This window comes from Neorhizobium sp. LjRoot104, from assembly GCF_964253725.1.
Lineage (GTDB): Bacteria > Pseudomonadota > Alphaproteobacteria > Rhizobiales > Rhizobiaceae > Neorhizobium.
This window is the reverse complement of sequence record NZ_CAXURS020000001.1, coordinates 3,681,788-3,706,197: the sequence shown is the minus strand read 5'-3', so window position 1 is coordinate 3,706,197 and position 24,410 is coordinate 3,681,788. Positions and strand designations below refer to the sequence as shown.

The 24,410-nt window shown below is 62.9% G+C and carries 19 protein-coding genes, 1 tRNA gene and 2 riboswitches; of the genes, 8 read left to right on the top strand and 12 right to left on the bottom strand.

What is annotated here, in order from left to right; all coding sequences use genetic code 11:
* Positions 1-5: 5 nt before the first annotated feature.
* Positions 6-1,520, bottom strand: coding sequence for a M48 family metalloprotease (locus ACSQ8R_RS18320; protein ID WP_436254690.1), 1,515 nt, complete (start codon positions 1,518-1,520; stop codon positions 6-8).
* 322 nt (positions 1,521-1,842) lie between these two features.
* Between ACSQ8R_RS18320 and ACSQ8R_RS18315 the strand changes: the two genes are divergently transcribed.
* Positions 1,843-2,355, top strand: a complete 513-nt coding sequence (locus ACSQ8R_RS18315) for a winged helix-turn-helix transcriptional regulator (RefSeq protein ID WP_436254689.1) — start codon at positions 1,843-1,845, stop codon at positions 2,353-2,355.
* Positions 2,352-3,767 carry an MATE family efflux transporter gene (locus ACSQ8R_RS18310; protein ID WP_436254688.1) on the top strand — a complete coding sequence of 472 codons (1,416 nt, stop codon included), beginning with the start codon at positions 2,352-2,354 and terminating at the stop codon, positions 3,765-3,767. The genes ACSQ8R_RS18315 and ACSQ8R_RS18310 overlap by 4 nt, the downstream gene beginning before the upstream one ends.
* Here the strand turns inward: ACSQ8R_RS18310 and ACSQ8R_RS18305 are convergent, their stop codons facing one another.
* From ACSQ8R_RS18305 to ACSQ8R_RS18280, 6 genes are all read right to left on the bottom strand, one after another.
* Positions 3,768-4,475 (bottom strand): thiamine ABC transporter ATP-binding protein, encoded by a 708-nt coding sequence (locus ACSQ8R_RS18305; RefSeq protein ID WP_436254687.1) that lies wholly within the window; start codon positions 4,473-4,475, stop codon positions 3,768-3,770.
* Positions 4,468-6,087, bottom strand: a complete 1,620-nt coding sequence (gene thiP, locus ACSQ8R_RS18300) for a thiamine/thiamine pyrophosphate ABC transporter permease ThiP (RefSeq protein ID WP_436254686.1) — start codon at positions 6,085-6,087, stop codon at positions 4,468-4,470. The genes ACSQ8R_RS18305 and thiP overlap by 8 nt, the downstream gene beginning before the upstream one ends.
* Before the next feature lie 4 nt (positions 6,088-6,091).
* Positions 6,092-7,102, bottom strand: coding sequence for a thiamine ABC transporter substrate binding subunit (thiB, locus tag ACSQ8R_RS18295; RefSeq protein ID WP_436254685.1), 1,011 nt, complete (start codon positions 7,100-7,102; stop codon positions 6,092-6,094).
* Positions 7,103-7,141: 39 nt separating this feature from the next.
* Positions 7,142-7,249, bottom strand: a riboswitch (TPP riboswitch).
* 81 nt (positions 7,250-7,330) lie between these two features.
* Positions 7,331-7,780: a response regulator gene (locus ACSQ8R_RS18290; RefSeq protein WP_436254684.1), complete on the bottom strand. Its 450-nt coding sequence runs from the start codon at positions 7,778-7,780 to the stop codon at positions 7,331-7,333.
* A gap of 159 nt (positions 7,781-7,939) precedes the next feature.
* Positions 7,940-9,760, bottom strand: a complete 1,821-nt coding sequence (locus tag ACSQ8R_RS18285; RefSeq protein ID WP_436254683.1) for an ABC-F family ATP-binding cassette domain-containing protein — start codon at positions 9,758-9,760, stop codon at positions 7,940-7,942.
* Positions 9,761-9,762: 2 nt separating this feature from the next.
* The gene (locus ACSQ8R_RS18280; RefSeq protein WP_436254682.1) at positions 9,763-10,422 is read right to left on the bottom strand and encodes a thiamine diphosphokinase; all 660 of its coding nucleotides are present in this window, start codon (positions 10,420-10,422) and stop codon (positions 9,763-9,765) included.
* A 94-nt stretch (positions 10,423-10,516) separates the two neighbouring features.
* Between ACSQ8R_RS18280 and ACSQ8R_RS18275 the strand changes: the two genes are divergently transcribed.
* The 5 genes from ACSQ8R_RS18275 (at position 10,517) to ACSQ8R_RS18255 (ending at position 17,203) form a co-directional block, all read left to right on the top strand.
* Positions 10,517-11,356 carry an AAA family ATPase gene (locus ACSQ8R_RS18275; RefSeq protein ID WP_436254681.1) on the top strand — a complete coding sequence of 280 codons (840 nt, stop codon included), beginning with the start codon at positions 10,517-10,519 and terminating at the stop codon, positions 11,354-11,356.
* A 52-nt stretch (positions 11,357-11,408) separates the two neighbouring features.
* A riboswitch (SAM riboswitch) is annotated at positions 11,409-11,486 on the top strand.
* 59 nt (positions 11,487-11,545) lie between these two features.
* Positions 11,546-12,466, top strand: coding sequence for a homoserine O-acetyltransferase MetA (metA, locus tag ACSQ8R_RS18270; protein ID WP_436254680.1), 921 nt, complete (start codon positions 11,546-11,548; stop codon positions 12,464-12,466).
* 11 nt (positions 12,467-12,477) lie between these two features.
* On the top strand, positions 12,478-13,659 hold the full coding sequence (locus ACSQ8R_RS18265; protein ID WP_436254679.1) for a vWA domain-containing protein: 1,182 nt from the start codon (positions 12,478-12,480) through the stop codon (positions 13,657-13,659).
* Between the two features lie 96 nt (positions 13,660-13,755).
* The gene (locus ACSQ8R_RS18260; RefSeq protein ID WP_436254678.1) at positions 13,756-14,778 is read left to right on the top strand and encodes an aldose epimerase family protein; all 1,023 of its coding nucleotides are present in this window, start codon (positions 13,756-13,758) and stop codon (positions 14,776-14,778) included.
* Positions 14,779-15,076: 298 nt separating this feature from the next.
* Entirely contained in the window at positions 15,077-17,203 is a 2,127-nt protein-coding gene (locus ACSQ8R_RS18255) for a methyl-accepting chemotaxis protein (protein ID WP_436254677.1), read from the top strand.
* A gap of 64 nt (positions 17,204-17,267) precedes the next feature.
* Here the strand turns inward: ACSQ8R_RS18255 and ACSQ8R_RS18250 are convergent, their stop codons facing one another.
* Complete coding sequence (locus ACSQ8R_RS18250; RefSeq protein WP_436254676.1) at positions 17,268-19,073, bottom strand: PAS domain S-box protein; 1,806 nt, start codon at positions 19,071-19,073, stop codon at positions 17,268-17,270.
* A gap of 279 nt (positions 19,074-19,352) precedes the next feature.
* Between ACSQ8R_RS18250 and ACSQ8R_RS18245 the strand changes: the two genes are divergently transcribed.
* On the top strand, positions 19,353-20,543 hold the full coding sequence (locus tag ACSQ8R_RS18245) for an IS481 family transposase (RefSeq protein ID WP_436254675.1): 1,191 nt from the start codon (positions 19,353-19,355) through the stop codon (positions 20,541-20,543).
* A gap of 43 nt (positions 20,544-20,586) precedes the next feature.
* Here the strand turns inward: ACSQ8R_RS18245 and ACSQ8R_RS18240 are convergent.
* The 4 genes from ACSQ8R_RS18240 to ACSQ8R_RS18225 all read right to left on the bottom strand — a co-directional run bounded on the left by ACSQ8R_RS18240 (position 20,587) and on the right by ACSQ8R_RS18225 (position 24,136).
* Positions 20,587-20,661: transfer RNA gene (locus ACSQ8R_RS18240), tRNA-Gly, on the bottom strand.
* 192 nt (positions 20,662-20,853) lie between these two features.
* Positions 20,854-21,507: an Isoquinoline 1-oxidoreductase subunit gene (locus ACSQ8R_RS18235; RefSeq protein WP_436254674.1), complete on the bottom strand. Its 654-nt coding sequence runs from the start codon at positions 21,505-21,507 to the stop codon at positions 20,854-20,856.
* A gap of 13 nt (positions 21,508-21,520) precedes the next feature.
* Positions 21,521-23,674 carry a molybdopterin cofactor-binding domain-containing protein gene (locus ACSQ8R_RS18230; RefSeq protein WP_436254673.1) on the bottom strand — a complete coding sequence of 718 codons (2,154 nt, stop codon included), beginning with the start codon at positions 23,672-23,674 and terminating at the stop codon, positions 21,521-21,523.
* 3 nt (positions 23,675-23,677) lie between these two features.
* Positions 23,678-24,136, bottom strand: coding sequence for a (2Fe-2S)-binding protein (locus tag ACSQ8R_RS18225; protein ID WP_436254672.1), 459 nt, complete (start codon positions 24,134-24,136; stop codon positions 23,678-23,680).
* Positions 24,137-24,410 lie beyond the last annotated feature (274 nt).

The following is a 24,410-nucleotide window of genomic DNA, read 5'->3' as shown; positions in this document are numbered from 1 at the left end:
CGATCTCATTCGGAAATGATCTTGAACTTCTGGCCCGGGGAGATCGTCGCCCCGGCCGGCAGTGCATTGATCAGCTTGAAAAGATCGAGCTTGCGGTCCGTGCCCATCACGCGCGCCGATAGCGATGCGATGGTGTCGTCCTTGGTCGCCGTGACGATGCGGACTCTCAGCGGCTTCAGCGTCGCGATTTCCTGAGGTGTCATTCGGCGGAAGGTCGAACGTAGAATCTCGGCCGTCGTATCGAGCGCCGGACTGCCCTTCGGCACTGCCGTCAGGAAGCGGAAGATCTGATTATCGACGCGGATGACGGTCACATCGAAATCCCAGCGCTCGGCGGAAGCCCGTGCGGTTGCGGCGGGCATGCCGTTCACCTGGATCTCCCGTACCGTCTCCGGCTGCAGGCCCGCGACCCAGCCGCTCGTCAGATAGTTCGGCAGATTGTCGTTATCCCCCGCGGCAACGCCGTCGAAGCGGATCGCCGTTTCGCCAGGCCCGGTCGCCAGCACCGCTTCCACCTTGTTATCGATGCGGAAGTCCGGCGGCACGTCGAAACGGATGCCGAGGCCGCCATGCAGGAAGGTCTGGCCGCGGACATAGCCCTCCTGCGGGCTGTCGCCATAAAGCAGGCCATCGATGCCAGCGATGTAATAGTCGCGGCCCTTGTCGCCGACAGTGCCTTCCTGGCCGAAATTGCGGGCATGGCGGCGGGCGAGATCGACGCGTTGGGCGGAGTTCGGATGGCTCGACAGGAAGTCGAGGCTCTGGTCGTTATCCGGATCGACCGCCGAATAGCGGGCATAGGCCGCCATGGAATCCAGGAAGCGCGCCGCGGCATAGGGGTCGTAACCCGCTTCGCCGAGCATTCGCACGCCGATCACGTCGGCCTGCAGTTCCTGCTGGCGCGAGAATGCCGCCAGGCGAAGTTTGCCGCGGGCAAGCGCCTGCTTGCCGGCGAGATCGCTGGAGAGGACTTCGGCCACGACGCGGCTCGCAATCACCTCCGCCTCTTCGCGGCGCTGGCGCTCGATGCCGTGGTTGGCGGTGACGTGGCCCATTTCATGCGAAAGCACGGCCGCGACTTCCGATGCGTCGTTGGCGAGCGCCAGGAGGCCGCGTGTCACATAGAGATAGCCGCCCGGCAGCGCAAAAGCATTGATCGCCGGCGAATTCAAAATGGTGATGCGGAAGGACTGGTTGGGATTTTCCGAAACCGCCGTCAGCGCGCCGGCGATGCGGGCGACCAGCCGTTCGGTCTTGGCGTCGCGATATTCGCCGCCGTAGCTGGCGACGATACGCGGATGCTCGCGCGCGCCCATCTGTGCCCGGGGATCGTTCTTCTGCACCTCGTCGACGATCTGCGGCGAGTCGGACGGTGACACATTCGGCGTATAGGCCTGGTCGAAGATCGACTGACAGCCGGAAAGGATCGCACCGCTGAACAGCAGGGCGCCCAGGGCCCGCCGACCGGGCAGGGCACGGACAATCGTCCAGGCAGCCTGGATCGCTGTGTCGCGCCTCATCGTCCTCGTCTTCCGCACCATCATTCCCAAGGTCCGCCATCCAGCTTGGCAGAGGTCCTCTCGATCCAAACCGGCTCCTTCTCTATGTCGCTTAGCGATTTTCGCGTCGCATGCACAGATGCTCTTATTGAAATATGTCCTGCTGGCGCGTTTGCAATGAAAATCCCCGCTGCCTTTCCGCGATGCCATCGCGGCACGTCCAAATTGTGGCGGGCTTTCTGACAGTCCGGCCGCCTCCGTTGCGAAACGTGATCACGCGAATAGTTACTTGCAATTTGCTAGTAGCTTGTGTCACAAGACCGCCGTCGCCTGGAGCAATCCGATGAAACGAGCAGGTCCCACTGACACCGGATGTCCGGTGCTGCGCAGTCTCAAACATGTCGGCGAGGCCTGGAGCATCCTGATCCTGCGCGATGCGCTGGCGGGTGCCACCCGTTTCGACGAATTCCAGCGCAATCTCGGCATCGCTCCGAACATCCTGACCAGCCGGCTGAAGTCGCTCGTCGAATCCGGCCTGCTGGAAAAGCGGCGCTACTGCGAACGTCCTCCGCGCGACGAATATCACCTTACGCAGCGTGGCCGCGATTTCAGGCCCGTGGTGCAGGCGCTGCTTGCCTGGGGCAACCGGCACCTGGCGCCGGAAGGCGAGAGCGTGGTGATCGTCAACACGGAGACGGGCGAGCAGGCCGAGCCGGTGATGATCGACCGCCGCAGCGGCAAGCCGCTGAGCGACCCGATTTTCACCAACGCGGCGGGGCCTGCCGCGAGCGAACGCATGCGCCGACGCTATCCGACGATGAACCAGTTCCCGCAGCATGGAGAGGCCGATCGATGAGCGCCGTTACCACCGAAGCCGTCGAAGCGGCGGCACCCTTCGAAGACGCGGATGTGTCGCCGATCAACCCCCGAACCCGGCAGCTGCTGCAGGGTCCGATCCTGCCGATGCTGATCCGGCTTGCCTGGCCGAATATCCTGATCATGCTCGCCCAGGCCTCGACCGGCCTCATCGAAACCTGGTGGGTCTCGCATATGGGCACCGCCGCGCTTGCCGGCATGGCGCTCGTGTTTCCGGCCGTGATGCTGATGCAGATGATGTCGGCTGGCGGTTTCGGCGGGGCGATCTCGTCGGCTATCGCCCGTGCGCTCGGCAGCGGCCGGCATGACAATGCGGAACTGCTGGCCTGGCACGCCGTCGTCGTCAATGTCGTGCTCGGGCTGTTGTTCTCGGCCATCATGATCGCCTTCGGCCGGCCGATCTATCTCGCGCTCGGCGGCGAGGGACCGGAACTCGAAGCGGCACTCGTCTATTCGAATGTCGTTTTCGGCGGCATGATCTTCGTCTGGCTGATGAACGGGCTGGCAAGCGTCGTGCGTGGCACGGGCAATATGCTGTTCCCGGCGCTGGTCACCTGCGTGGGCGCGGTGCTGCTGGTGCCGGTGTCGCCGCTTCTGATCTTCGGTTTCGGTTCATTCCAGGGTCTTGGCATTGCCGGCGGCGGGCTGGCCCTGGTGCTCTACAGTTTCGGTGGCACCGCGGTTCTCGCCTGGTACATTCTCTCCGGCCGTAACCTGGTGCGTTTCGGCGTCGGCCCGCTCCGCTGGGCGATGTTCCGGGATATCGTCCGTCTCGGGGCGGCCGCGGCGATCAATTCGGTTCTCACCAACGTGACCATCGGCATCGCCACGGCGCTGGTGGCGACTAAGGCGGGGGTCTCGGCGGTTGCCGGTTTCGGCACCGGCGCGCGGCTCGAATATCTGCTGATCCCGGTGATCTTCGGCATCGGCGCGCCGATGGTGGCGCTGGTCGGCACCAATATGGGCGCCGGCCAGAAGGATCGCGCGATCCGCATCGCTTTCACCGGCGCTGCCATCGCCTTCGTCATCACCGAAACGATCGGCCTGATCGCGGCAATCTTCCCGGTTGCCTGGATCTCGCTGTTCAGCGAGGAACATGGCGCGATCGATGCGGGCGTCGCCTATCTGCAGATCGTCGGGCCGGTCTACGGTTTCTTCGGTGCGGGGCTGGCGCTCTATTTCGCCTCGCAAGGTGCGGGACAGTTGCTCTGGCCGCTTGCCTGCGGTTTCCTGAGGCTCGCCATCGCGGGGTTTGGTGGTTGGCTGGCCCTGGAACTCGCCGGCTCCCTGAACGGATTGTTCTTTGCGCTGGCCGCCGGGCTGGTCGCTTACGGCGGGATCCTGTTGCTCGCCATCCGCTCCGGCGCCTGGTTCCGGGCAAAGGCGGCCTGATCAGCCGGAGAGAAATTCGGCGAGTGGCGGAATATCGCGCTGCCCAAGGAATTCCTCGGCCGGTGCCTGCAGCAGGATATGCCCGTGGTCGATGAAGATCGCATGGTCGGCCAATCGGCCGACCTCATCCGGATCGTGGGTGACGATCAGCACCGTGTTGCCCGTCTCGCGATGCAGGTCGATGAGCAGGTTGGCCATCGAAAGCCGCAGGCCGGGGTCGAGCGCCGCGAACGGCTCGTCCATCAGCAGGACCGGTTTTCTGCGAACCAGGGCCCGGGCAAAGGCGGCGCGCTGCCTTTCGCCGCCGGAGAGCGTGCCGGGTGTCCGTTTTTCAAAACCGCCCAGCCCGACACGCTCCAGCGCCTGCGAGATCGCCGTCCGGTCGCTGCCGGACAATTTGAGCGACGGGCTGATGCCGAGCCCGATATTGGTGGCGAGGTCCAGATGGGCGAAGAGATTGTTGTCCTGAAAGATCAGCGAGACCGGTCGCTCCGACGGGTGTTTCTCCATCACGTCCGCGCCGGCGATCAGGATACGGCCGCGGTCGGGCGTCTCGAAGCCGGCAACGAGGTTGAGGAATGTCGATTTTCCGGAGCCGGACGGGCCGGTGATCGCGGTCACGGCGCCGGCAGGGAGCAGGCAATCGAAGCGGAATTCCTTCGTGCCCAGCTTCAGTTCAACCCTGTCCATCGCGACGCCGTCAGTCATGGCTTGCTTCCTTCCGGCCAGCAGTGCCGATCATCGTCAGCCCCAGGCAGATAATGCCTAGGATGAGCGCCAGCCCGTCGGCATCATTGGTGCGATAGCTGGATAGCCGGCTATAGACAAGCCAGGGCAGGGTGGTGAGCTCGCTGGAGCCGAACAGCGCCACCGCGCCGAGGTCGCCGAGCGAGAGCGCCATGGCAAAGGACAGCGCCGTCAGCAGCGGCTTTGCCAGAACCGGCAGATCGATCCTCCGCCAGCGTGAAAAGCCCGAGAGGCCAAGGCCTGCTGCAAGCCTGCCCGTCCGTTTGCGATGTATTTCGACGGCGGGCGACAAAACGCGCATCACGAAAGGAAGCGCCATCAGCATGTTGATGATCGCGACCAGCGCCGGGGCGAAGCGCGCGACGTCGCCGAACGGGCGCAGCATCAGGAACCAGCCGGTTCCGAGCACGACCGGCGGCACGAGCAGCACCAGCGAGGACATTCCGCCCAAGGACAGGGAAAACGCCCTGGCCGTTCCGCCGGGCCGCTTCATGTCTGCGATTGCACCGCGCCCAGCAATGATAGCCAGGGAGGTCAGAACAGCCAGCAGGCCGGCGGAAAGCGCAATGGTGAAACTGGTCCAGGCGGCGCGCAGGAAGGCGGCGCTCTTGACGAGGCTCCAGAGATTGGCCTGGACGCCCGCGCCAAGGATGGATGCGAGCGGCAGGATCAGGAATGTCGTGGCAAGCAGGATAGCGAGAGCATCCCAAAGCCTTGCCGGCAACGTTCGGCCATCGAACCGGCGTGTCGCCCGGCCAGCGGTGACACCAGCGTCGTCAGGGGCTGGAGGAAGCGAGATCGCGATCAGGATCAGCGCCGTGATGACGATCTGCAGCAGCGACAGCGCGATGGCGCGCGGCGGGTCGAAATCGAAGCGCAGGGACTGGTAGATCGCCACTTCGAGCGTCGTTGCGGCCGGCCCTCCGCCGAGCACCAGGACAAGCGTGAAACTCGTGGCGCAGAGCATGAAGATCAGGCCCGTTATGCCGGGAATGACCCGGCGCGCCGCCGGCCACTCGATGAAACGGAAGACGGAAAAGGATTTCATTCCCAGGCTCGACGAAAGCAGCCAGTATTCCGCCGGCAGCCGCTCCAGCGCCGCCAGCAACAGCCGCGCGGCAAGCGGCAGGTTGAAGAACACATGCGCGAGAAGGATGCCGGATAGCCCGTAAATGCTGACCGGCTGCTCGAGGCCCAGTTTCAACAGCAGGCTGTTCATTACCCCTTGCCGGCCCCAGATGCCGATCAGCCCAAGCGCGCCGATCAGCACCGGCAGACCCATCGGCAATGCCATCAGCCGGATGATCCAGATCCGGCCCGGAAAACCTGAACGGCGCGCGAGTGCTAAGGCGACGGGGAGCGCGAAAACCACTGACAGTAGTGTCGAGAGAGCCGCCTGTAACAGGGTGAAGCGCAGAATTCGCCAGGTATAGACGGTGAACAGCCGGCCCTGGCTGCGGCCGGCATCGAAGGACAGAAGTGCGGCGACCGCCATGCCGACGAAGAGGGTGATGCCGGCCAGGCTCAGCAGCCCGCAGATTACTCCCCGTCTCCGCTCGGCCCTCGTCAGCATAGGATCAATTCATGCTCATGGCTGTCAGCCATTCGTCGATCCAGGCCTGACGGTTCCTGGCGACTTCGTCCGAGCCCATGAGGAACGTCTTTGCCGGCTGAACCAGCTTGCCGAAGGCGTCGGGAAGCGGCTCGGACGTCTTGGCCGCCGGCATCATCCAGTTGGTGGTCGGGATGACGTCCTGGAAGGCTGGCGACACCATGAATTTCAGGAACTGTTTCGCCAGATCCCTGTCTTTCCCGCCCTTCAGCAGGCCGGCGACCTCGATCTGGATGTAATGGCCTTCCGAGAAGGAGGCGGCCTGATAGCGGTCGGTCTTTTCCTCGACCATGTGGTAAGCCGGAGAGGTCGTGTAGGAAAACACCATCGGCACTTCGCCCTTGGTGAAGAGACCATAGGCTTCCGACCAGCCGGGCGTGACGGTCAGCACGCGTTTCCTGAGTTTTGCCCAGGCTTCCGGCGCCTTGTCGCCATAGACCGATTTCACCCAGAGCAGCAGGCCGAGGCCGGGTGTCGAGGTGCGCGGGTCCTCTATTGCGATCTTCTGGGCCGGATCGCCGTCCACCAGTTCCTTGAGGCTCTTCGGCGGGTTCTTCATCGCCTGGGTGTCGTAGACGACGGCGAAATGCCCGTAGTCATAGGGAATGAACGTGTCGTCGCTGTAATTGCCCGGCACCTTGGCGGCGGATGCGTCGAGCCCATGCGGCTCGAACAGGCCGGTCGCCTTTGCCTCGGAGATCAGGTTGGTGTCGAGGCCGAGCGCGATATCGGCATCGGTACTCGGGCCTTCGAGTTTCAGGCGGGTGAGAAGCGCGACGCCGTCGGCGACGCCGACGAAATTCAGCTTGCAGGCGCAGGTCTTCTCGAACGCCTCTTTCACCTTGGGACCTGGACCCCAGTCGGAAATGAAGCTCTCGTAGGTGTAGACGGTCAGCGTCTTTTCCTGCGCCTCGACCGGCGCGGAAAGGCAAAGGGCGGCTGCGGCCGAGAATATGGAAAGAATGGTCCTGCGCATCAGCGCCTCCTCGCTTTGTGACAAAGGGGACCAGGCGCTGATGAAGAGCCGTCTAATCCCTCCGCCGGTGTTAACCGGATCAGGTTCCGCGGGTTGGCCAAAGGCCTCTCAGCCGCGTGAAAACGCGCGGCACCCCGTTAGAGCGGATCAGATTTAGCGGCGGCGGGAATGGCTGGCAAGAGGCTGTTTCTTGCTGGCCACGGGCGGATCCCGCAGGATTAAAATTCCTCAGTGGTTCTGGGAAAACACTTTGAGTTCACGCGGAACGACCGCCATCCCGCCGAGACGGTTGGCGACGGCATAGTCGATCGTCTTCTCGACCACATCAGGCATGACCGGTTTGGTGAGGACGCCGAGCGACCCTTTGATGCCGGCTTCCACGTCGTCCGGGTTGCCCGTCATGAACACGACGGTGATGCCATACTGCTCCGCAAGCTCGCGGCCGATCTCCGGACCGGTCCGACCGTCGGAAAGATTGACATCGACGAGGGCAATATCGGCATAGGCAGCGAGCGCCAGGGCGTGTTTGCGGGCATTGGCAAAACCAGCGACTTTCAGGCCCATGGATTCGATCGTCTCTGCCACATCGAGCGCGATCAGAAACTCGTCTTCGACGATCATAACTCTTTGATTCATCGCCTCAGTGGCCAGCCGACGACGCGTAACATTTGTCAGCATTGGATGCCCCCATTCGGTTGATCGGTTCCCGGAAGGCCGATGCGTCCCCGGGACATCTCGACCACTGTTCACACTGAGAACGTCTCGGGACATCATATGTTCCGGTCCGCGACAAATATTTTTTCAGCTAACTACTTGTTAAGCTTAACAAATCGCAAATCAGCCTTCGATTTCCTCACGCAGCATTTCGAGTTCCAGCCATTCCTCTTCCATTTTGCTGATGCTTTGACGCAGCTTTTCCATCTCCGCCGCCAGCTTGTTGAAGGCGGCCGGATCCTTGCTGAAGAGGTTCGGATCGGCCATTTTCTCCTCGCGGGCGGCGATCTCGGCCTGCGCCTTTGCCATTTCCTTCGGCAGGTTTTCGAGCGCGAACTTCTGCTTGAAGGAGAGCTTGCCCTTGCCCCGGGGGGCTTCGGCGGCGGGAACCGCCGCATCGGCTTTTGCCTTGTCCGCCTTTTCCGCGCGACGCCTTTCTTCCTGCGCGCCTTTGCGCTGCGCCAGCATATCGGTGTAGCCGCCGGCATACTCGATCCAGCGGCCGTCCGGTGCGTCGGGATTGGCGGGGGCGATGGTCGAGGTCACGGTCCGGTCGAGGAAGTCTCGGTCGTGGCTGACGAGGATGACGGTGCCGGTGTAGCCGGCGACGATTTCCTGCAGCAGGTCGAGCGTCTCGATGTCGAGGTCGTTGGTCGGTTCGTCCAATATCAAGAGGTTCGAGGGCCTTGCCATGATGCGGGCGAGCATCAGCCGGGCGCGCTCGCCGCCGGAGAGGTTCTTGATCGGTGTCCTGATCTGTTCCGGCTGGAACAAAAAGTCCTTCATGTAGCCCGCGACATGCCGCTGCTCGCCGTTGACCAGCAGCGTCTCGCCACGACCGTCCGTCAGATAATGGGACAGCGTGTCTTCGGGGTTCAGGTCTTCGCGCTTCTGGTCGAGCGTTGCGATTTCCAGATTGGTGCCGAGCTTGACGGTGCCGGTATCGGGCGCCAGCTGGCCGGTCAGCATTTTCAGAAGCGTCGTCTTGCCGGCGCCGTTCGGGCCGACGAGACCGATGCAGTCGCCGCGATGCACGCGGATCGAGAACGGCGCGACGATCGGCCGGTCATAGCTCTTGGTGATGTTTTCCGCCTCGATGACCAGCTTGCCGGATTCGCGGCCTTCGCTGACGCTCGCCTGCACCGTGCCCTGCGGTCCCTTGTGGCCGCGATAATTGCTGCGCATCGTCTGCAGTTCGCCGAGGCGGCGCATGTTGCGCTTGCGACGGGCGGTGACGCCGTAGCGCAGCCAGTGTTCCTCGCGCTCGATCGCCTTGCCGAGCTTGTGCTGTTCCAGCTCTTCCGCCTCCAGCACCTCATCGCGCCAGGCTTCGAACTCGCCGAAACCGCGGTTGAGGCGTCGCGACGTGCCGCGGTCGAGCCAGACGGTGGCATTCGAGACCTTTTCGAGGAAACGCCTGTCGTGGGAGATCACCACCAGCGCGCTTCTGGTCTTGCGCAACTCGTCTTCCAGCCATTCGATGGTCGGCAGGTCGAGATGGTTGGTCGGCTCGTCGAGCATCAGGATGTCCGGCTCGGGCGCCATGACGCGGGCAAGCGCCGCGCGGCGGGACTCGCCGCCGGAGAGCGTGTTCGGGTCTTCCTGGCCGGTGAGGCCCAGATGTTCGAGCAGATAGGTGACGCGATAGGGATCGTCGCCCGGGCCGAGGCCTGCTTCGGCATAGGCCTGCACGGTCGAAAACCCGGCGAAATCCGGTGCCTGTTCGAGATAGCGGATGGTCGAGGATGGATGACGGAATACCTCGCCTGACTGGGGCTCGACCATGCCGGCGGCGATCTTCATCAGGGTCGATTTGCCGGAACCGTTGCGGCCGACGAGGCAGATGCGGTCGCCAGGCTCCACCTGCATGCCGGCGCCGGCGAGCAGCGGCGCACCGCCGAAGCTCAGGAAGATATCGTCGAGTTTCAGAATTGGGGGCGCCAAAGTCAGGCTCCTGTAAAGTCGTAGGGGCGGGCAAGGATCATCGCCCTGCCGCTCTTTAGATGGAATTCCACAGGGCCTTCCGCAACGTTGGAGACGGTGCGCGAGGAGCCGAAGGGAAGCGAGAAGTTGTCGAGCGGATATCGTGCGCCGATGATATCGAGCCCTTCGAGGGCTGAAAAACCGACGACGGAAAAGAGCGAGCCCCGGGGCAGGTCGAGCGTCTTGCCATTGCCGGGGAGGAGAGGGGTTGCCTCTTCGTCGCCGGCGGCGAGCATGACGTCAAGGCCGCTTTCCGCCAGGTTCATCGCATGAAAGAAGTGCTGGAGCGCATGATCGCTGCGCTCGCCGCCCATCGCGCCGGCGAAGATCAGTCGCGTGGCCCCGCGCCGGATCGCCTCGGCAGTGGCGATCTCGCCGTCCGTCTCGTTCTTGGCCGGCGGAAAGGCCTGCCGTTCGACGCCCGGGAACTGCGCGATCAGCGCGGCATCGGAGGAATCGAAATCGCCGACCCAGAGTTCCGGCGTCACACCCAGCGCCACCGCGTGGCGCATGCCGCTGTCGGCCGCGATGAGGCGGCTGCCGGCGACCGCGTCGCGCAGGCGGTCGGTGACGGTCAGATTGCCGCCAAGCAGAATGGTGAAGGTCGAATGGCTCATGCGCATTGCCCATAGCGCAAAGCCGGCACAAAGGGAAAGCTGTTGCACCGCCGGGGATGAGCTTTTAGTTTGCGGCGCGTTGATCGATCAGGATGCCGAAATGCAGTTTCAGGGTACCGCGGACTATATTGCCGACAAGGATCTGATGGTGGCGGTCAACGCCGCGATCCGGCTCGAACGCCCGCTGCTGGTGAAAGGCGAGCCGGGAACGGGCAAGACCGAGCTGGCGCGGCAGGTGGCGGCCGCCCTCGGTCTCGACCTGATCGAGTGGAACATCAAGTCCACCACCAAGGCGCAGCAGGGACTTTACGAATACGACGCCGTATCGCGGCTGCGTGACAGCCAGCTCGGCGACGAGCGCGTTCATGACGTCGCCAACTATATCCGCCGCGGCAAGCTGTGGCAGGCCTTTGCCTCCGACAAGAAGCTGGTGCTGCTGATCGACGAGATCGACAAGGCGGATATCGAATTCCCGAACGATCTCTTGCAGGAACTCGACCGCATGGAATTCCATGTCTACGAGACCGGCGAGATGGTGAAGGCCAAGGTCCGGCCGATCGTCATCATCACCTCCAACAACGAGAAGGAACTGCCGGACGCCTTCCTGCGCCGCTGTTTCTTCCATTATATCCGCTTTCCGGACGTCGACACGCTCGCCCGCATCGTCGAGGTTCATTATCCCGGCATCAAGCAGGCGCTGGTGCGCAATGCGCTGACGCAGTTCTACGAGATCCGCGAAATGCCGGGGCTGAAGAAGAAGCCCTCGACCTCCGAGGCGCTCGACTGGATCCGCCTGCTGGTTTCCGACGATGTCGATCCAACCGACCTGCGCGGCGACGTCAGGAATGCGCTTCCGAAGCTGCATGGCGCGCTGCTCAAGAACGAGCAGGACGTGCATCTGTTCGAGCGAATGGCCTTCATGGCGCGGCGGGAGCGGTAGGCGGTAAATTATGCTCCCATTGACGGAGCCTGTAGCAAGGCGTATTTGAGCATTGTGAATTCGTGGTGATTTGGCCGGCCGGCTTGCAGCCACGTTAAAAAAGTCGCTAAAGGGCCGCGAGAAGATGTCTTCCCACGGACCGGTCGCGATTTTGTCGTTGCCGGTTTTTTATTTTCGTTGGGTAAAGACATGCCGATCAAGATTCCCGATACGCTGCCCGCCTTCAGCACCCTCGTTTCCGAGGGCGTGCGGGTGATGACCGAAACCAACGCGGTGCGGCAGGACATTCGTCCGCTGCAGATCGGGCTTCTCAACCTCATGCCGAACAAGATTAAGACCGAACTGCAGATGGCGCGCCTCGTCGGCGCCTCGCCGCTGCAGGTCGAGTTCTCGCTGGTCCGCATTGGCGGCCACAAGGCCAAGAACACGTCGGAAGATCATCTTCTTTCCTTCTACGAGACCTGGGAAGAGGTAAAGCACCGTAAGTTCGACGGCTTCATCATCACCGGTGCACCGATCGAGACGCTTGCCTTCGAGGACGTCACCTATTGGGACGAAATGAGACAAATCCTCGACTGGACGGCGACCAACGTGCATTCGACCATGAACGTCTGCTGGGGCGCGATGGCGGCGATCTACCATTTCCACGGGGTTCCGAAATACGAGCTCAAGGAAAAGGCGTTCGGCGTTTATCGCCACCGCAACCTCGTGCCGTCCTCGATCTATCTCAACGGCTTTTCGGACGATTTTCAGGTGCCGGTATCGCGCTGGACGGAAGTGCGCCGTCCCGACATCGAACAGCATCCCGACCTCGAAATCCTGATGGAATCCGAGGAAATGGGCATCTGCCTGGTGCACGAGAAGGCCGGCAAGCGGCTCTACATGTTCAACCATGTGGAATACGACTCCACGTCGCTCGCCGACGAATATTTCCGCGACGTCAATGCCGGCGTGCCGATCAAGATGCCGCACAACTACTTCCCGCATAACGACGATACGCTGACGCCCTTGAACCGTTGGCGCAGCCATGCACATCTCCTGTTCGGCAACTGGATCAACGAGATCTACCAGACGACCCCTTATGATCTGGAGAAGATCGGCACCGAATAGGTTTCGACGCGATGTTCATCCCTTTCTTCCTTCACCTGAAAGAAGCCAGGATCCCGGTGACGCTGCGGGAATTCCTGGACCTTCTTGAAGGCATGCAGGAGGGGATCGCGGATTTCGATGTCGAAGCCTTCTATTTCCTCGCCCGCACCGCGCTGGTGAAGGACGAGCGGCATATCGACAGGTTCGACCAGGTCTTTTCGTCCTATTTCCGCGGGCTGGAGGCGATCTCCGGCGAGCCCGGCCTGGATGTCGCCGATATCCCCGAGGAATGGCTGCGCAAGCTCGTCGAGAAGCACTTGACCGACGAGGAGAAAAAACTCGTCGAGGCGCTCGGCGGCTTCGAGAAGCTGATGGAGACGCTGCGGAAGCGACTGGAGGAACAGAAGGGCCGGCATCAGGGCGGCTCGAAATGGATCGGCACCGGCGGCACGTCGCCCTTCGGCGCCTATGGCTACAATCCGGAAGGGGTGCGGATCGGCCAGGACCAGTCCCGCCATCGCCGGGCGGTGAAGGTCTGGGACAAGCGCGAGTTCGCCGATTTCGACGACAAGGTCGAGCTTGGCACCCGCAACATCAAGTTGGCGCTGAAGCGGTTGCGGCGATGGGTGCGGGAAGGGGCGGCCGAGGAATTCGACCTGCCGGGCACGATCCGTTCCACTGCAGAGCATGGTTATCTCGACGTACAGACGCGGCCCGAACGGCGCAATGCGGTCAAGCTGTTGATGTTCTTCGATGTGGGCGGCTCGATGGACGATCACATCCGCGTCGTCGAAGAACTGTTCTCGGCGGCTCGTGCAGAGTTCAGGCATATGGAGCATTTCTACTTCCACAATTGCCTCTACGAAGGCGTGTGGAGGGAGAACCGCCGCCGGGCCGAACGGATGCCGACGCTCGATCTCATCCGCAGCTACGGCGCCGACTACAGAGTGATTTTCGTCGGCGATGCTTCGATGAGCCCCTATGAGATCACCCATACGGGCGGGTCGGTGGAGCACTGGAACCAGGAGCCGGGCGAGGCCTGGATCCGGCGCGTCACCGATCACTTCCATCGCTGCGTCTGGCTCAATCCGGTGCCGCAGGACCATTGGAGCCATACGACCTCGATCGGGGTGATGCGGCGGCTGATGACCGAACGAATGTTTCCGCTGACGCTCGGCGGGCTGGAACAGGCGACCCGTACACTCACCCGCTGAGTTTGCTTTTCCCGGAAGTTTATCGGTCGGCGGCGTTGCGGCCTGCCGTCAAATCGCGCAGTTTGCCGCAAAACCTATTGCTGGAGGAGCAGTCCCATGGCGGATCAGAATTTCGAAGTTTTCGGCACCACGGAAAAGGGCGAAACCGTCTATCGCGTCCGGATTTCCGGCGGCGGGCTGACGGCCAGCGTCATCACCTGGGGGGCTGTCATCCAGGACCTCAGGCTCGAAGGCCACCAGCCGCCGCTCGTGCTCGGCTTGGAACGGTTTGAGGACTACCTGAACCACTCGCCCTATTTCGGCGCGACGCCAGGCCGGTCGTCCAATCGTATCGGCGGCGGCCGCTTCACGCTGGACGGCAAGCCATATCAGCTGGAACTCAACGAGCGGGGCGTCACCCATCTCCATGGCGGCTCGGACGGTATCGGCCGGAGCAACTGGGCGATTGTCGAACATGCTACCGACAAGGTGGTACTGCGGATCACCGATCCCGACGGTCGTGCCGGCTATCCGGGAAACTGCACGGTCACGGCGACTTACCAACTCAAAAAGGACGGCGTCCTTTCCGTCGTTTACGAATCCACCACGGATCAGCCGACGCTCGCCAATATCTGTCAGCATACCTATTTCAATCTCGACGGCCGCGATGATGCGCTCGACCATGACATCATGATCGCTGCCGACCATGTGCTCGTCCTCGACGATAAGCAGGTGCCGACCGGCGAATTGATGGATGTCGCCGGCACGCCTTTCGACCTGCGCGACATGGGGCCGATGAAGCGCTTCGAAGGCAACGCTCAAGTTCTGTTCGATCACAATTTCTGCCTGTCGCCGGAGCGGACGGCCAAGCGTTCCGTGGCTTTGGCGCGCAGCATCCATTCCGGCGTGTCGATGGAAGTTCGCACCACCGAGCCGGGCGTTCAGCTTTATGCCGCCTTCAAGCTGCCGCAGATCCCCGTGCCGGGCCTTGACGGACGCCGCTACGGGCCGTTTGCCGGGTTCTGCCTGGAAACCCAGGTCTGGCCGGATGCCGTCAACCACGCCAATTTCCCGAATGCGGTGCTGCGTCCGGGCGAGGTGTTGCGGCAGGAAACGGACTACGTCTTTTCCAAGCAATGATCGCGGCGGGCCGCGTCTGGCGCGGATCGTGCTCGCTGCTCAAATAATTCCTGCCGTACAAACCCGGCTTGCTTGAGCGCACATGTAAAATTGGTAAGCTGCGGATTCCGCTTGTAATCCAACGGGTTCCGAAGATTTCAGAAGCAAGTTTATCGCTGCCGTTTTACATTGTGGAACGCTGCAGGATTCTGACATTAGTTAAATTTCAACCGATTTCGGCATAGTTTTCTTCAGGATTGGCCTTTCCGCCCGCCGGGCGGCGGCCCTCTGTTTTTGCAGAGCACAATTCGAGGGACATATGAACGAGATCAGCATCAGGAAGCCACTGTCGAGACGGCTTACCTTCTTCGGGTTTGCAGCCGTGCTTTTTGCAAGCGTGGTGATCGGCGGGCTTGCCTGGGAGCGCCAGTCGAACATGACCGAGCAGGCGCTGCAGACGGAGCTCGATAGCGATCTTGCGGTCATCCAGGACGATATGGCCGCCCAGGGGCGTGCCGCTTCCGCACTGGCGCTGACGATCGCATCGCTGCCGGAAACTTCCCCGCTCATCCTCGCCAACGATCGGCAGGGCCTGCTTTCCCGCTACTCCAATATGAAGACCGTGAAGGAAACGAGCGGCCTCGAAATGATCACCTTCAGCACCGCGACGGCCGATGTGGTCGCCCGCGTGCACGATCCGGATGTGTTTGGCGACAATATCAAGGCGCGCCGCAAGATGGTGGCGACCTCGCTCAGCGACAAGAAACTGGTCGTCGGCATCGAGACCGGCCGCACCGCGGTGAGCCTGTTCGCTACCGCGCCGGTGGTCACGGACGGCAAGATCATCGGTGTCGTGGACGTCGGGCTGAAGCTCGTCGATGCCTATTTTTCCCGGCTGACCAAGGAAGTGAACGCCTATGTCACGCTCTACACCAAGGGTGCCGACAAGTTCGACAAGCAGGCTTCCACCTATGGCGGCAATCCGATCCTGAGCGGCCCCGAGCTGCAGGAGGCCTATGACAAGGGCGCCGTGCGGCGTTATGCCGATATCGGCGGCAAGCATTACGCCGTCGAGGCCGTTCCGCTCCTCGATTTTTCCGGAACCAAGGTCGGCGTTCTGGAAATCGCCTCCGACATCACGCCGCTGGTCGCCGCCAGCGAAACGGCGCTGTGGATGACCGCACTCGGCACTGTCGCCGTTTCGATCCTGTCGCTGATCGGCTTCCTGATCTTCGCCCGGTCGCTCGGCGGCACCGTGCGCCGCCTGACCACGACGATGACCAAGCTCGCCGCCGGCGATCTCGGCGCCGAGGTAAGCGGACAGGAGCGCCAGGACGAACTCGGCGCCATGGCGCGTGCCGTTCAGGTCTTCAAGGCCTCGGCCGAGGAGAATGTCCGGCTCGAACAGCAGGCATCGGAGGCCCGCGAGACGCAGGAGCACCAGCGCCAGCGCCAGTCGGCGATCGACAACGCCAAGGGCGAAGATCTGCGCGCCTTCGTGCACGCCATCGAGGAGGGCTTCAACCGGCTTGCCGGCGGCGATCTGACCGTCCGTATGGACCGTGCCGTTGCGGCGGAGTTCGAGCCGATCCGCGCCAAGTTCAATAGCTCGGTCGGCAATCTCGAAGAGGCGATCGGCTCCGTCGTCGGCGCCGTGGGCACGATCCGCGCCGGCCTGCAGGAAATCTCGATCGCCTCCAACGATCTCGCCAAGCGCACCGAACAGCAGGCGGCGAGCCTCGAGGAGACCGTGGCGGCACTCGGCCAGGTGACCTCGGCCGTCAACGACAGCGCCAGCGGCGCAAGCCGCGCCCAGGGCGTCGCGTCGCTTGCCCAGCAGAAGGCACAGCGCGGTGGCGAAATCGTCGCGAGCGCGGTCGCCGCCATGGCTGCCATCGAAGGCTCGGCCGATCAGATCAACCGCATTATCGGCGTGATCGACGACATCGCCTTCCAGACCAACCTGCTTGCACTGAACGCGGGCGTCGAAGCCGCCCGTGCAGGCGAAGCCGGCCGCGGGTTCGCGGTCGTCGCCCAGGAAGTCCGCGGGCTTGCCCAGCGCTCGGCCGATGCCGCAAAGGAGATCAAGGCGTTGATCTCCACCTCGTCGGCGCAGGTCAAGCAGGGCGTCGAGCTCGTCACCGCCTCCGGCAAATCGCTCGACGACATCGTCAGCGAAGTGGCGCAGATGAGCACTTTCGTGAACACGATCACCTCCAGCACCAGCGAGCAGGCGACCAGCCTGCGCGAAGTGGCGGCCTCCGCCGACCAGATGGACAAGGTGACCCAGCAGAACGCCGCGATGGTGGAGGAAACCACCGCCGCCGCCCAGAGCCTGACGCAGGAAACCGACAGCCTCGCCGACATGGTGGCCCGTTTCAAGACGAATGCCGGGGCAGTCTCCCAGAATTATGCTTCCGGCGGCTATCGCTCGCGCGCAGCCTGATCGGGCGATTTTCCCAATCGATGACGCCGCCAGCCGCAAGCTGGCGGCGCTTTCCGTTTTCCGGCTATGTCGGCTGGATCATGCGGCGCAGCTCGCCCTCCAGCAGCGTCATATTCACAGGTTTTCGGATCGTCGTCCGGTTTCTGAAGCTGTGGTGATCATCGAGCTGCTCGTATCCAGTGCAGAACAGGAAGGGCACGCCGTGGATCTGCAGCCATTCCGCAAATGGGTAGACGGGCCTTCCCGCAAGATTGACATCGAGGACGGCGACGTCGGGAAGCTGCGAACCGCCGACCAGGCGCATGGCTTCATCGGCAGTTGCCGCCGGTCCGACCACTTCCCAGCCGCGCGATTCAAGTTCGTTGCAGAGCTCCATGGCGATGAGCGTCTCGTCCTCGACGACAAGTATCCGTCCTGCCGAGCCGGCCTCCGACGGCTTGGGCGCGACCTCCTCGCCAGAAACCGGGGCGCCTGAAATATCGGGACGGTAGACGGATCGGGGCAGTGTCGCGATCAGGCACATGCCGGTTCGGGGCCAACTGATGTCGAGTTTGCCCGCCAATTGGCGAGTGGCGACTTCCATCACCAGGGTGGAGCCGAAGCCCCTGGTTTCCGGCTTCTGCACCACCGGTCCGCCTGTCTCGCTCCAGCGGAGTTCCAGTTCCGAAGACGGAAGGATGCGCCAGGAGACATCCACCCGCCCTTCTGCGACCGACAATGCCCCGTACTTGACCGCGTTGGTGGCAAGCTCATGGATGAGGAGGCTGACCGGCTGCACGGTATTGGGAGTGAGGGTGACGGCGGGGCCGCCGATCATGAGCTGATTGACGCCCTGATAGGCCCGGGTTTCCTCGGTGAGGACCGCGGTGAGGTCTCCGCCCTGCCACCGGTTCTGGGCGAGCAGCGAATGGGCGCGGCTCAGCGCCGAAACGCGACCCCGAACCGCGACGATGAAAGCCTCCTTGGTTTCGGCGCGGGTCAGCGACACGAGGGCCTGCACCACCGCCAGGGCGTTCTTGGCCCGGTGATCGACCTCACGAGCCAGCAACTGGCGGGAATCCTCGTTGGCCTTGCGTTCGGTGATGTCGCGCAAAATCACCGTCGCGAGCTTTCCATCGCCGATCTGTACCTGCGAGATCGACGCTTCCAAAGGGAATTCCTCGCCATTGGCGCGCAGGCCGCTGATTGCCCCCAATGCGCCCATCCGGCGGTTGGTAACGCCCGTCTCCTTGAAGAGGCGGATATGTTTGGCATGCCCATGCCGGAACCGTTCGGGAATGAACCGCTCGATCGGCGAGCCGATCGCATCTTCGCCCGCGACGCCGAACATGCGCTCGGCGGCCGGGTTGAACAGCACGATCCGTTGACCTTCGTCGATGGTGATCAGCGCGTCCATCGCCGATTCCACGATCCCCTCCATGCGCCGCCGGCTTTCCAGCAGAGCATCCTCGGCGGCCTTGCGCTCGGTGATGTCGCGCAGGATCACGGTGGCCAGGCGTTCGCCGCCGATCTCCACCTGCGAGATCGACGCCTCGATCGGAAATTCCTTGCCGTCGGCGCGCAAGCCGCTGATTGCACCGAGCGATCCCATCTGGCGGGTGGTCACACCGGTTTCGGTGAAACGATGAATATGCCCCGCGTGGGTGGGACGATAGCGTTCCGGCATGAAACGGGAGATGTGCTGGCCAAGCGCCTCGTTGGCCGATAGGCCGAACATGCGCTCGGCGGCCGGATTGAACAGGATCACCCGCTGCTCGTCATCGATGGTGATGATTCCGTCCATCGCCGAGGCGACGATACCCTCGAGCCTTTGCATGGTCTCGACAGCGGTTTTCTGACTCAGCTTCTGGTGGTGTGGGCGAGATTCCATGACGGCTTATCTCCAGTTCAACCCCCGAATCACAGCGCAATATCGCCTGGGCGGTTGCAATCAATATGACATCTCGCTCATTTGGTGAATATGCGGAAGCCATTAAATTCATGGAGAAAGGCAGTGGAACGGAGGTCCGCTTCGCATCAGCGGCGAGGCCGCGTGCGTCCTGGCCCGGCTGGCTCCGCCAGATATTGAAGAGTGCCCGGCCTGAGAGATAGGTAACATTTCGTACCGGAGACATGGGTTACACTTTTCGATTTTTATCGGGAGGTGTGGATGCCGTGGAGAGAGACTTCGGTCATGGATGAGCGTCTTCGATTTGTCGCCCGTTTGCTGGAGGGCGAGAGCATGAGCGATGTGTGCCGGTCGTTCGGTATTTCGCGCAAGACCGGCTACAAGATTTTCAATCGCTACAAGGATGAAGGGCTCGAGGCGCTGACGGATCGGTCGCGACGGCCTGTGCGCTACGCCAACCAGCTGCCCGAGCCGGTGGAAGCGATGATCGTGCGGTGCAAGAAGGAGAAGCCGCACTGGGGCGCGCGCAAGATTCGCGAGTTGCTGGTGCGACGGCTGGCCGGCGACATCCACATTCCGGCCAGGAGCACGGTGCATGCGGTTCTGGACCGTTACGGCCTTGTGAGCCAGGCCCGCAAGAGGAACCGCGCGAACAAGGCCGTTGGCACGCAACTGTCGGCAGCGCCTGGTCCGAACGATCTCTGGTGTGCCGATTTCAAGGGCGAGTTCAGGCTAGGTGACGGCAGATACTGTTACCCCCTGACGATCACCGACCAGTTCTCGCGCTATCTTCTCTGCTGCGAGGCCTTCGAATCAACGCGCGAGCGCGGCGTCTTCGATGCCTTCCGGCGGGTCTTTGCCGAACGCGGCCTGCCGGTCGCGATCCGCTCCGACAACGGCCTCCCGTTTGCCAGCCCCAACGGGCTCTACAATCTGTCGAAACTGTCGGTCTGGTGGCTCAGGCTCGGCATTGCGTTTGAGCGCATCCGTCCCGGCCACCCGCAAGAGAACGGCCGCCACGAGCGCATGCACCTGACACTCAAGAAGGAAGCGACGAGGCCACCCGGCCGCAACATCCTGCAGCAGCAGATGCGCTTCGACGCTTTCGTCAATGAATTCAATACTGAACGGCCGCATGAGGCGCTGACCATGAAGGTGCCGGCCGAGCTCTACGCCACATCGCCCAGACCCTACCAAGGCCTGCCTGACATCGACTACCCCTTCCACGATCGCGACGCCATCGTCACCAACTGCGGCCGGCTCTGCATCCATCGCAAGAAGATCAACATATCAACGGTATTGGCAGGCCAAAAGCTCGGGCTCAAGGAAGTCGACGACGGCATTTGGCTCGTCAGCTTCTTGCGTTATGATCTCGGATATATCGATCTGGAACAGAGGACATTGCAAACAATCGACAACCCGTTCGGCACGAGGTTGTTACCTATGTCTTAGGTACGGATTGTTACCTATGTGTCCGGGCCGGACAGAGGAGATTTGGAGCGGGCGAAGGGATTCGAACCCTCGACCCCAACCTTGGCAAGGTTGTGCTCTACCACTGAGCTACACCCGCTCATCAATCAACCGGTCCGTGGTAGTAAGCTCGACCGGAGCGTCGCGGCTCGTTGCCGGCGACGGGCGCTATATGGCCCAGTCCTTTTTCAAATGCAACAGGGAAATGACGATTGGCGCGAAGAAAAATCGGGAGCCCGCCAAACGCCTTGCAAACCGCCGGTTCCGGCCGGAGCCGGCGGCTGCTTCATTGTCAGGAGGCGGGGCAGGCGGCTCCGGACTTCACCCAGGCGCTGATCAGTTCGCCGAATTCGGCCTGCGTGCCCGGCACCGGTTCGCGGCCGGCACCCGGGTTCCAGCCCCAGCCGACCAGTTCGTCATGCGCCATGTGCTCGACGATCTGATCCATGGTCTTGCCGCCGTTGCGGGCAGGGTCCTTGATCTGCTGGCAGATCTGGGCGAGCGATTTGCCGACCCAGGCCATTTCGATCGGGGCGAGATGCCAGGCGGGATTGCCGGGGATGCTCTTGATCGTATCCGCCTGGCCGACGACGGGGGTGTTTTCCGCGCTGTGGCAGGTGGTGCATTGCATGCCGGGCAGGCCCATGCCGCCGTCGCCGCGGAAGACGGGTGGCTGGTGCGGGCGCATGTTGGCACCCTGCAGGGGCCGGTCCGTCGCCGGGTGACAGTTGACGCAGCGCGGGTGCTGGATGACCTTACCCGCCTCCTCGAAGAGCGCCACGGAGCGTTCCCGCTCGTTGGCGATCGACTGGAAGGAGGCGGCGGGCTTCAGTGTTTTGGTGTTTGCCTGGGCATCCTGGGCGACGGAGGCCGGCGACAGCAGCGTGCCGGCTCCCACGAACAGACAGAGGGCAGCAACGCCGGTGATAGCGATTTTCCAATTCATCGGGTTCTGATCCTCAGGCCGAAACGATATTGACGATGGGCAACTGCCGGACCGGTGCTCCGGTCAGGCGCCGCCAGGCATTGGCAACCGCCGGGCCGACGGGCGGCACGCCGGGTTCGCCGACGCCGCTCGGCTTTTCGCTCGACTTGATGATCTCCACCGCCACGTCCGGCATCTCGTTGATGCGGATCGACCGGTAGTCGTGGAAGTTCGACTGCACGATCTTGCCGCCCTTGGCCAAGGTCACCGCGTCGAAGAGGACAGCGCCGAGACCGTAGCCGATGCCGCCTTCCATCTGCGCCTGGATGACGTTCGGATTGACGGCGACGCCGCAATCGACCGCGCACCAGACCTTATGGACGCGCGGAGCGCCTTCCGGCCCGACCGAGACCTCGACGATCTGGCCGACGAAGGTGCCGAAGCTTTCCACCACCGCAACGCCGCGGGCGCGGCCTTCGGGGACCGGCGAGCCCCAGTTCGCCATTTCCGCAGCCTTCTTCAGCACGCCCGCGTGACGCGGTTTTTCGCCAAGCAGCGCAAGGCGTCCCTCGACCGGATCCTTGCCGATCTTCTGGAACAGCTCATCGACGAAGGTCTCGACAGCAAAGCCGGTATGGGTATGGCCGACGGACCGCCACCAGAGCGGCGGGACCGAGAGCTGGACGTTATGGGCGCTGACCTTCAGGTTCGCGATCGTGTAGGGCAGGTTCGAGGCGCCTTCGACCGAGGTCTCGTCGAGATCCGCCTTGCCCATGATCGACTGGCCGACGATTACCTGTTCCCAGGCCGTGATCTGCCCCTGCGCATTAATGGCGCCGCGCATCTTGTGGGCATACATCGGGCGATAATAGCCGCCGCGGATGTCGTCCTCGCGGGTCCACATGTGCTTCAAGGGGCGGCTGCGGTCGGTCGCGGCATAGACGGCTGCCGCTTCCTGTATGTAGGGGGAGCCGAACTGCGCCTTGCGGCCGAAACTGCCGCCGGCGAGCTGGGTGTTGACCCGTACCTTCGCTTCGTCGAGCCCGAGGATCTTGGCGGCGACCGACTGGTCCATGCCCGGGAACTGGGCGCCGTTATAGATATCGACCGATCCGTCATCCGCTTTGATGAAGACGGCGTCGAGTGGCTCCATCGGCGCATGCGCCAGGAAGGGGAAGACGATCTCGGCTTCCACCGTCTGCAGGCCGGGTGCCTTGAAGGCGCTGTCGACATCGCCCTTATTGGCCGCTTCCAGCCCCTTTTCGCCGAAGAGTTTCCGGTAGTCGGCGGAAAGCTCTTCCGAGGAACGGGTCTCGGCCTTGGAGAGATCCCATTCTATGCTCAGCGCATCGCGGCCCTTGAGCGCCGCAAAGGTGTTTTCCGCATAAACCGCGATGCCCGAAGGCACCTGCTTCACATCGACCACGCCTGCGACCTTGCGGGCCTCGGCATCATTGAAGCTCTTCACCGTCGCGCCGAAATGCTCCGGATGGGCGACGACCGCGATCAGCAGGTTGTCGGGCGTGATGTCGAGCGTGAAGATCGCCGTGCCGTTTGTCTTGCCATGGGTGTCGAGTTTCGGCAGTTCGGTGCCGATCAGCACGAAGTCCTTGGGGTCCTTGAGTTTCGGCTCCGCGGGCGGCGTCTGGCGGGCCGCCTTTTCGGCGAACGCGCCGAAGCCGCTTTCCTTGCCGGAGGCGGCGTGTTTGATGCGGCCTTTCTCCACGGTGATCTCGGAGGCCGGCACCTTCCAGTCTTCGGCGGCCGCCGCGACCAGCATGGCGCGGGCCGTGGCGCCCGCCTTGCGCATCTGCTCGTAGGAATTGGCGATGGCGCTCGAACCGCCGGTGCCCTGTATGCCGAACATCAGGTTGGCATAGACCTTGTTGTCGGTCGGCGAATGGACGGCGCGCATCTGGCTCCAGTCGGCATCGAGCTCTTCGGCGACCAGCGTCGCAAGGCCGGTGAACGGTCCCTGGCCGAATTCGATGTGCTTGGCGAGCACCGTCACCGTGTCGTCGGTGCCGATCTTGACGAAGGCGTTCATCGGGGCGAGCGCTGGATCGCCCCCGCCTTGCACGCCGGTCGGTGCGGCGGGGAGCATTTTGGGCGCGATCGCGATGCCGATGACGAGGCCGGAGCCGGCGAGGAAGCCGCGGCGGGTGGCGTTGATATCCTGGATTGTCATGGCTCAGCCCTCCATCGCGCTGGCGGCGTTGTGGATTGCCGCACGGATGCGATGGTAGGTGGCGCATCGACAGATATTGCCGGCCATCGCGCCGTCGATATCGGCATCCGTCGGCTTCGGCACCATCTGCAGCAGGGCGACAGCCGACATGATCTGCCCGGACTGGCAGTAGCCGCATTGCGGTACATCGAGGCCGGTCCAGGCGGTCTTGACCGCGTCGGCCTCGGTGCCGGAAACGCCCTCGATGGTGACGACATCCGAGCCTTCGATCGTGGCGATCGGCGTCACGCAGGAGCGGCGCGGCATGCCGTCGAGATGCACCGTGCAGGCGCCGCACTGGGCGACGCCGCAGCCGTATTTGGTACCGGTAAGTTTTTCGAAATCGCGGATGACCCAGAGAAGCGGTGTGTCGGGGTCGCCGTCGAACGTTCTTTCCTGTCCGTTGAGCGTGAAGGTGACCATAAGAGAGCCTTTCAGGTAGGAAGCCGGGCGCTGCACCGGCACTGAGATTGAGCGGCTGTATCGGCCATGGGCCGGTATCAAGGACGCGGACATCGCGCCGAAATATACTTGAGTTAATCAGAATAGTTTTTGATTATCAGTGGGATGCGGCCAATGTCCGGTCGTCCGCAGATGATAGATGGTCGACCGTCATGCAATATCAAGCGCCTCACGAGATCGTGTGCACTTGCCTTGGCCGCGCAGAACATTGCGGTTATAGTCCGCCCGCCCGCCA

What these genes read in the sequence shown, in the direction of transcription:
- ACSQ8R_RS18265 (WP_436254679.1), top strand. Translation starts at nt 12,478, where the DNA reads ATGTTCATCCCTTTCTTCCTTCACCTGAAAGAAGCCAGGATCCCGGTG.
- ACSQ8R_RS18225 (WP_436254672.1), bottom strand. Translation starts at nt 24,136, where the DNA reads ATGGTCACCTTCACGCTCAACGGACAGGAAAGAACGTTCGACGGCGAC.
- ACSQ8R_RS18275 (WP_436254681.1), top strand. Translation starts at nt 10,517, where the DNA reads ATGCAGTTTCAGGGTACCGCGGACTATATTGCCGACAAGGATCTGATG.
- ACSQ8R_RS18250 (WP_436254676.1), bottom strand. Translation starts at nt 19,073, where the DNA reads ATGGAATCTCGCCCACACCACCAGAAGCTGAGTCAGAAAACCGCTGTC.
- ACSQ8R_RS18280 (WP_436254682.1), bottom strand. Translation starts at nt 10,422, where the DNA reads ATGCGCATGAGCCATTCGACCTTCACCATTCTGCTTGGCGGCAATCTG.
- ACSQ8R_RS18235 (WP_436254674.1), bottom strand. Translation starts at nt 21,507, where the DNA reads ATGAATTGGAAAATCGCTATCACCGGCGTTGCTGCCCTCTGTCTGTTC.
- thiP (WP_436254686.1), bottom strand. Translation starts at nt 6,087, where the DNA reads ATGCTGACGAGGGCCGAGCGGAGACGGGGAGTAATCTGCGGGCTGCTG.
- metA (WP_436254680.1), top strand. Translation starts at nt 11,546, where the DNA reads ATGCCGATCAAGATTCCCGATACGCTGCCCGCCTTCAGCACCCTCGTT.
- ACSQ8R_RS18320 (WP_436254690.1), bottom strand. Translation starts at nt 1,520, where the DNA reads ATGAGGCGCGACACAGCGATCCAGGCTGCCTGGACGATTGTCCGTGCC.
- ACSQ8R_RS18255 (WP_436254677.1), top strand. Translation starts at nt 15,077, where the DNA reads ATGAACGAGATCAGCATCAGGAAGCCACTGTCGAGACGGCTTACCTTC.
- ACSQ8R_RS18245 (WP_436254675.1), top strand. Translation starts at nt 19,353, where the DNA reads ATGCCGTGGAGAGAGACTTCGGTCATGGATGAGCGTCTTCGATTTGTC.
- thiB (WP_436254685.1), bottom strand. Translation starts at nt 7,102, where the DNA reads ATGCGCAGGACCATTCTTTCCATATTCTCGGCCGCAGCCGCCCTTTGC.
- ACSQ8R_RS18290 (WP_436254684.1), bottom strand. Translation starts at nt 7,780, where the DNA reads ATGCTGACAAATGTTACGCGTCGTCGGCTGGCCACTGAGGCGATGAAT.
- ACSQ8R_RS18310 (WP_436254688.1), top strand. Translation starts at nt 2,352, where the DNA reads ATGAGCGCCGTTACCACCGAAGCCGTCGAAGCGGCGGCACCCTTCGAA.
- ACSQ8R_RS18260 (WP_436254678.1), top strand. Translation starts at nt 13,756, where the DNA reads ATGGCGGATCAGAATTTCGAAGTTTTCGGCACCACGGAAAAGGGCGAA.
- ACSQ8R_RS18315 (WP_436254689.1), top strand. Translation starts at nt 1,843, where the DNA reads ATGAAACGAGCAGGTCCCACTGACACCGGATGTCCGGTGCTGCGCAGT.
- ACSQ8R_RS18230 (WP_436254673.1), bottom strand. Translation starts at nt 23,674, where the DNA reads ATGACAATCCAGGATATCAACGCCACCCGCCGCGGCTTCCTCGCCGGC.
- ACSQ8R_RS18305 (WP_436254687.1), bottom strand. Translation starts at nt 4,475, where the DNA reads ATGACTGACGGCGTCGCGATGGACAGGGTTGAACTGAAGCTGGGCACG.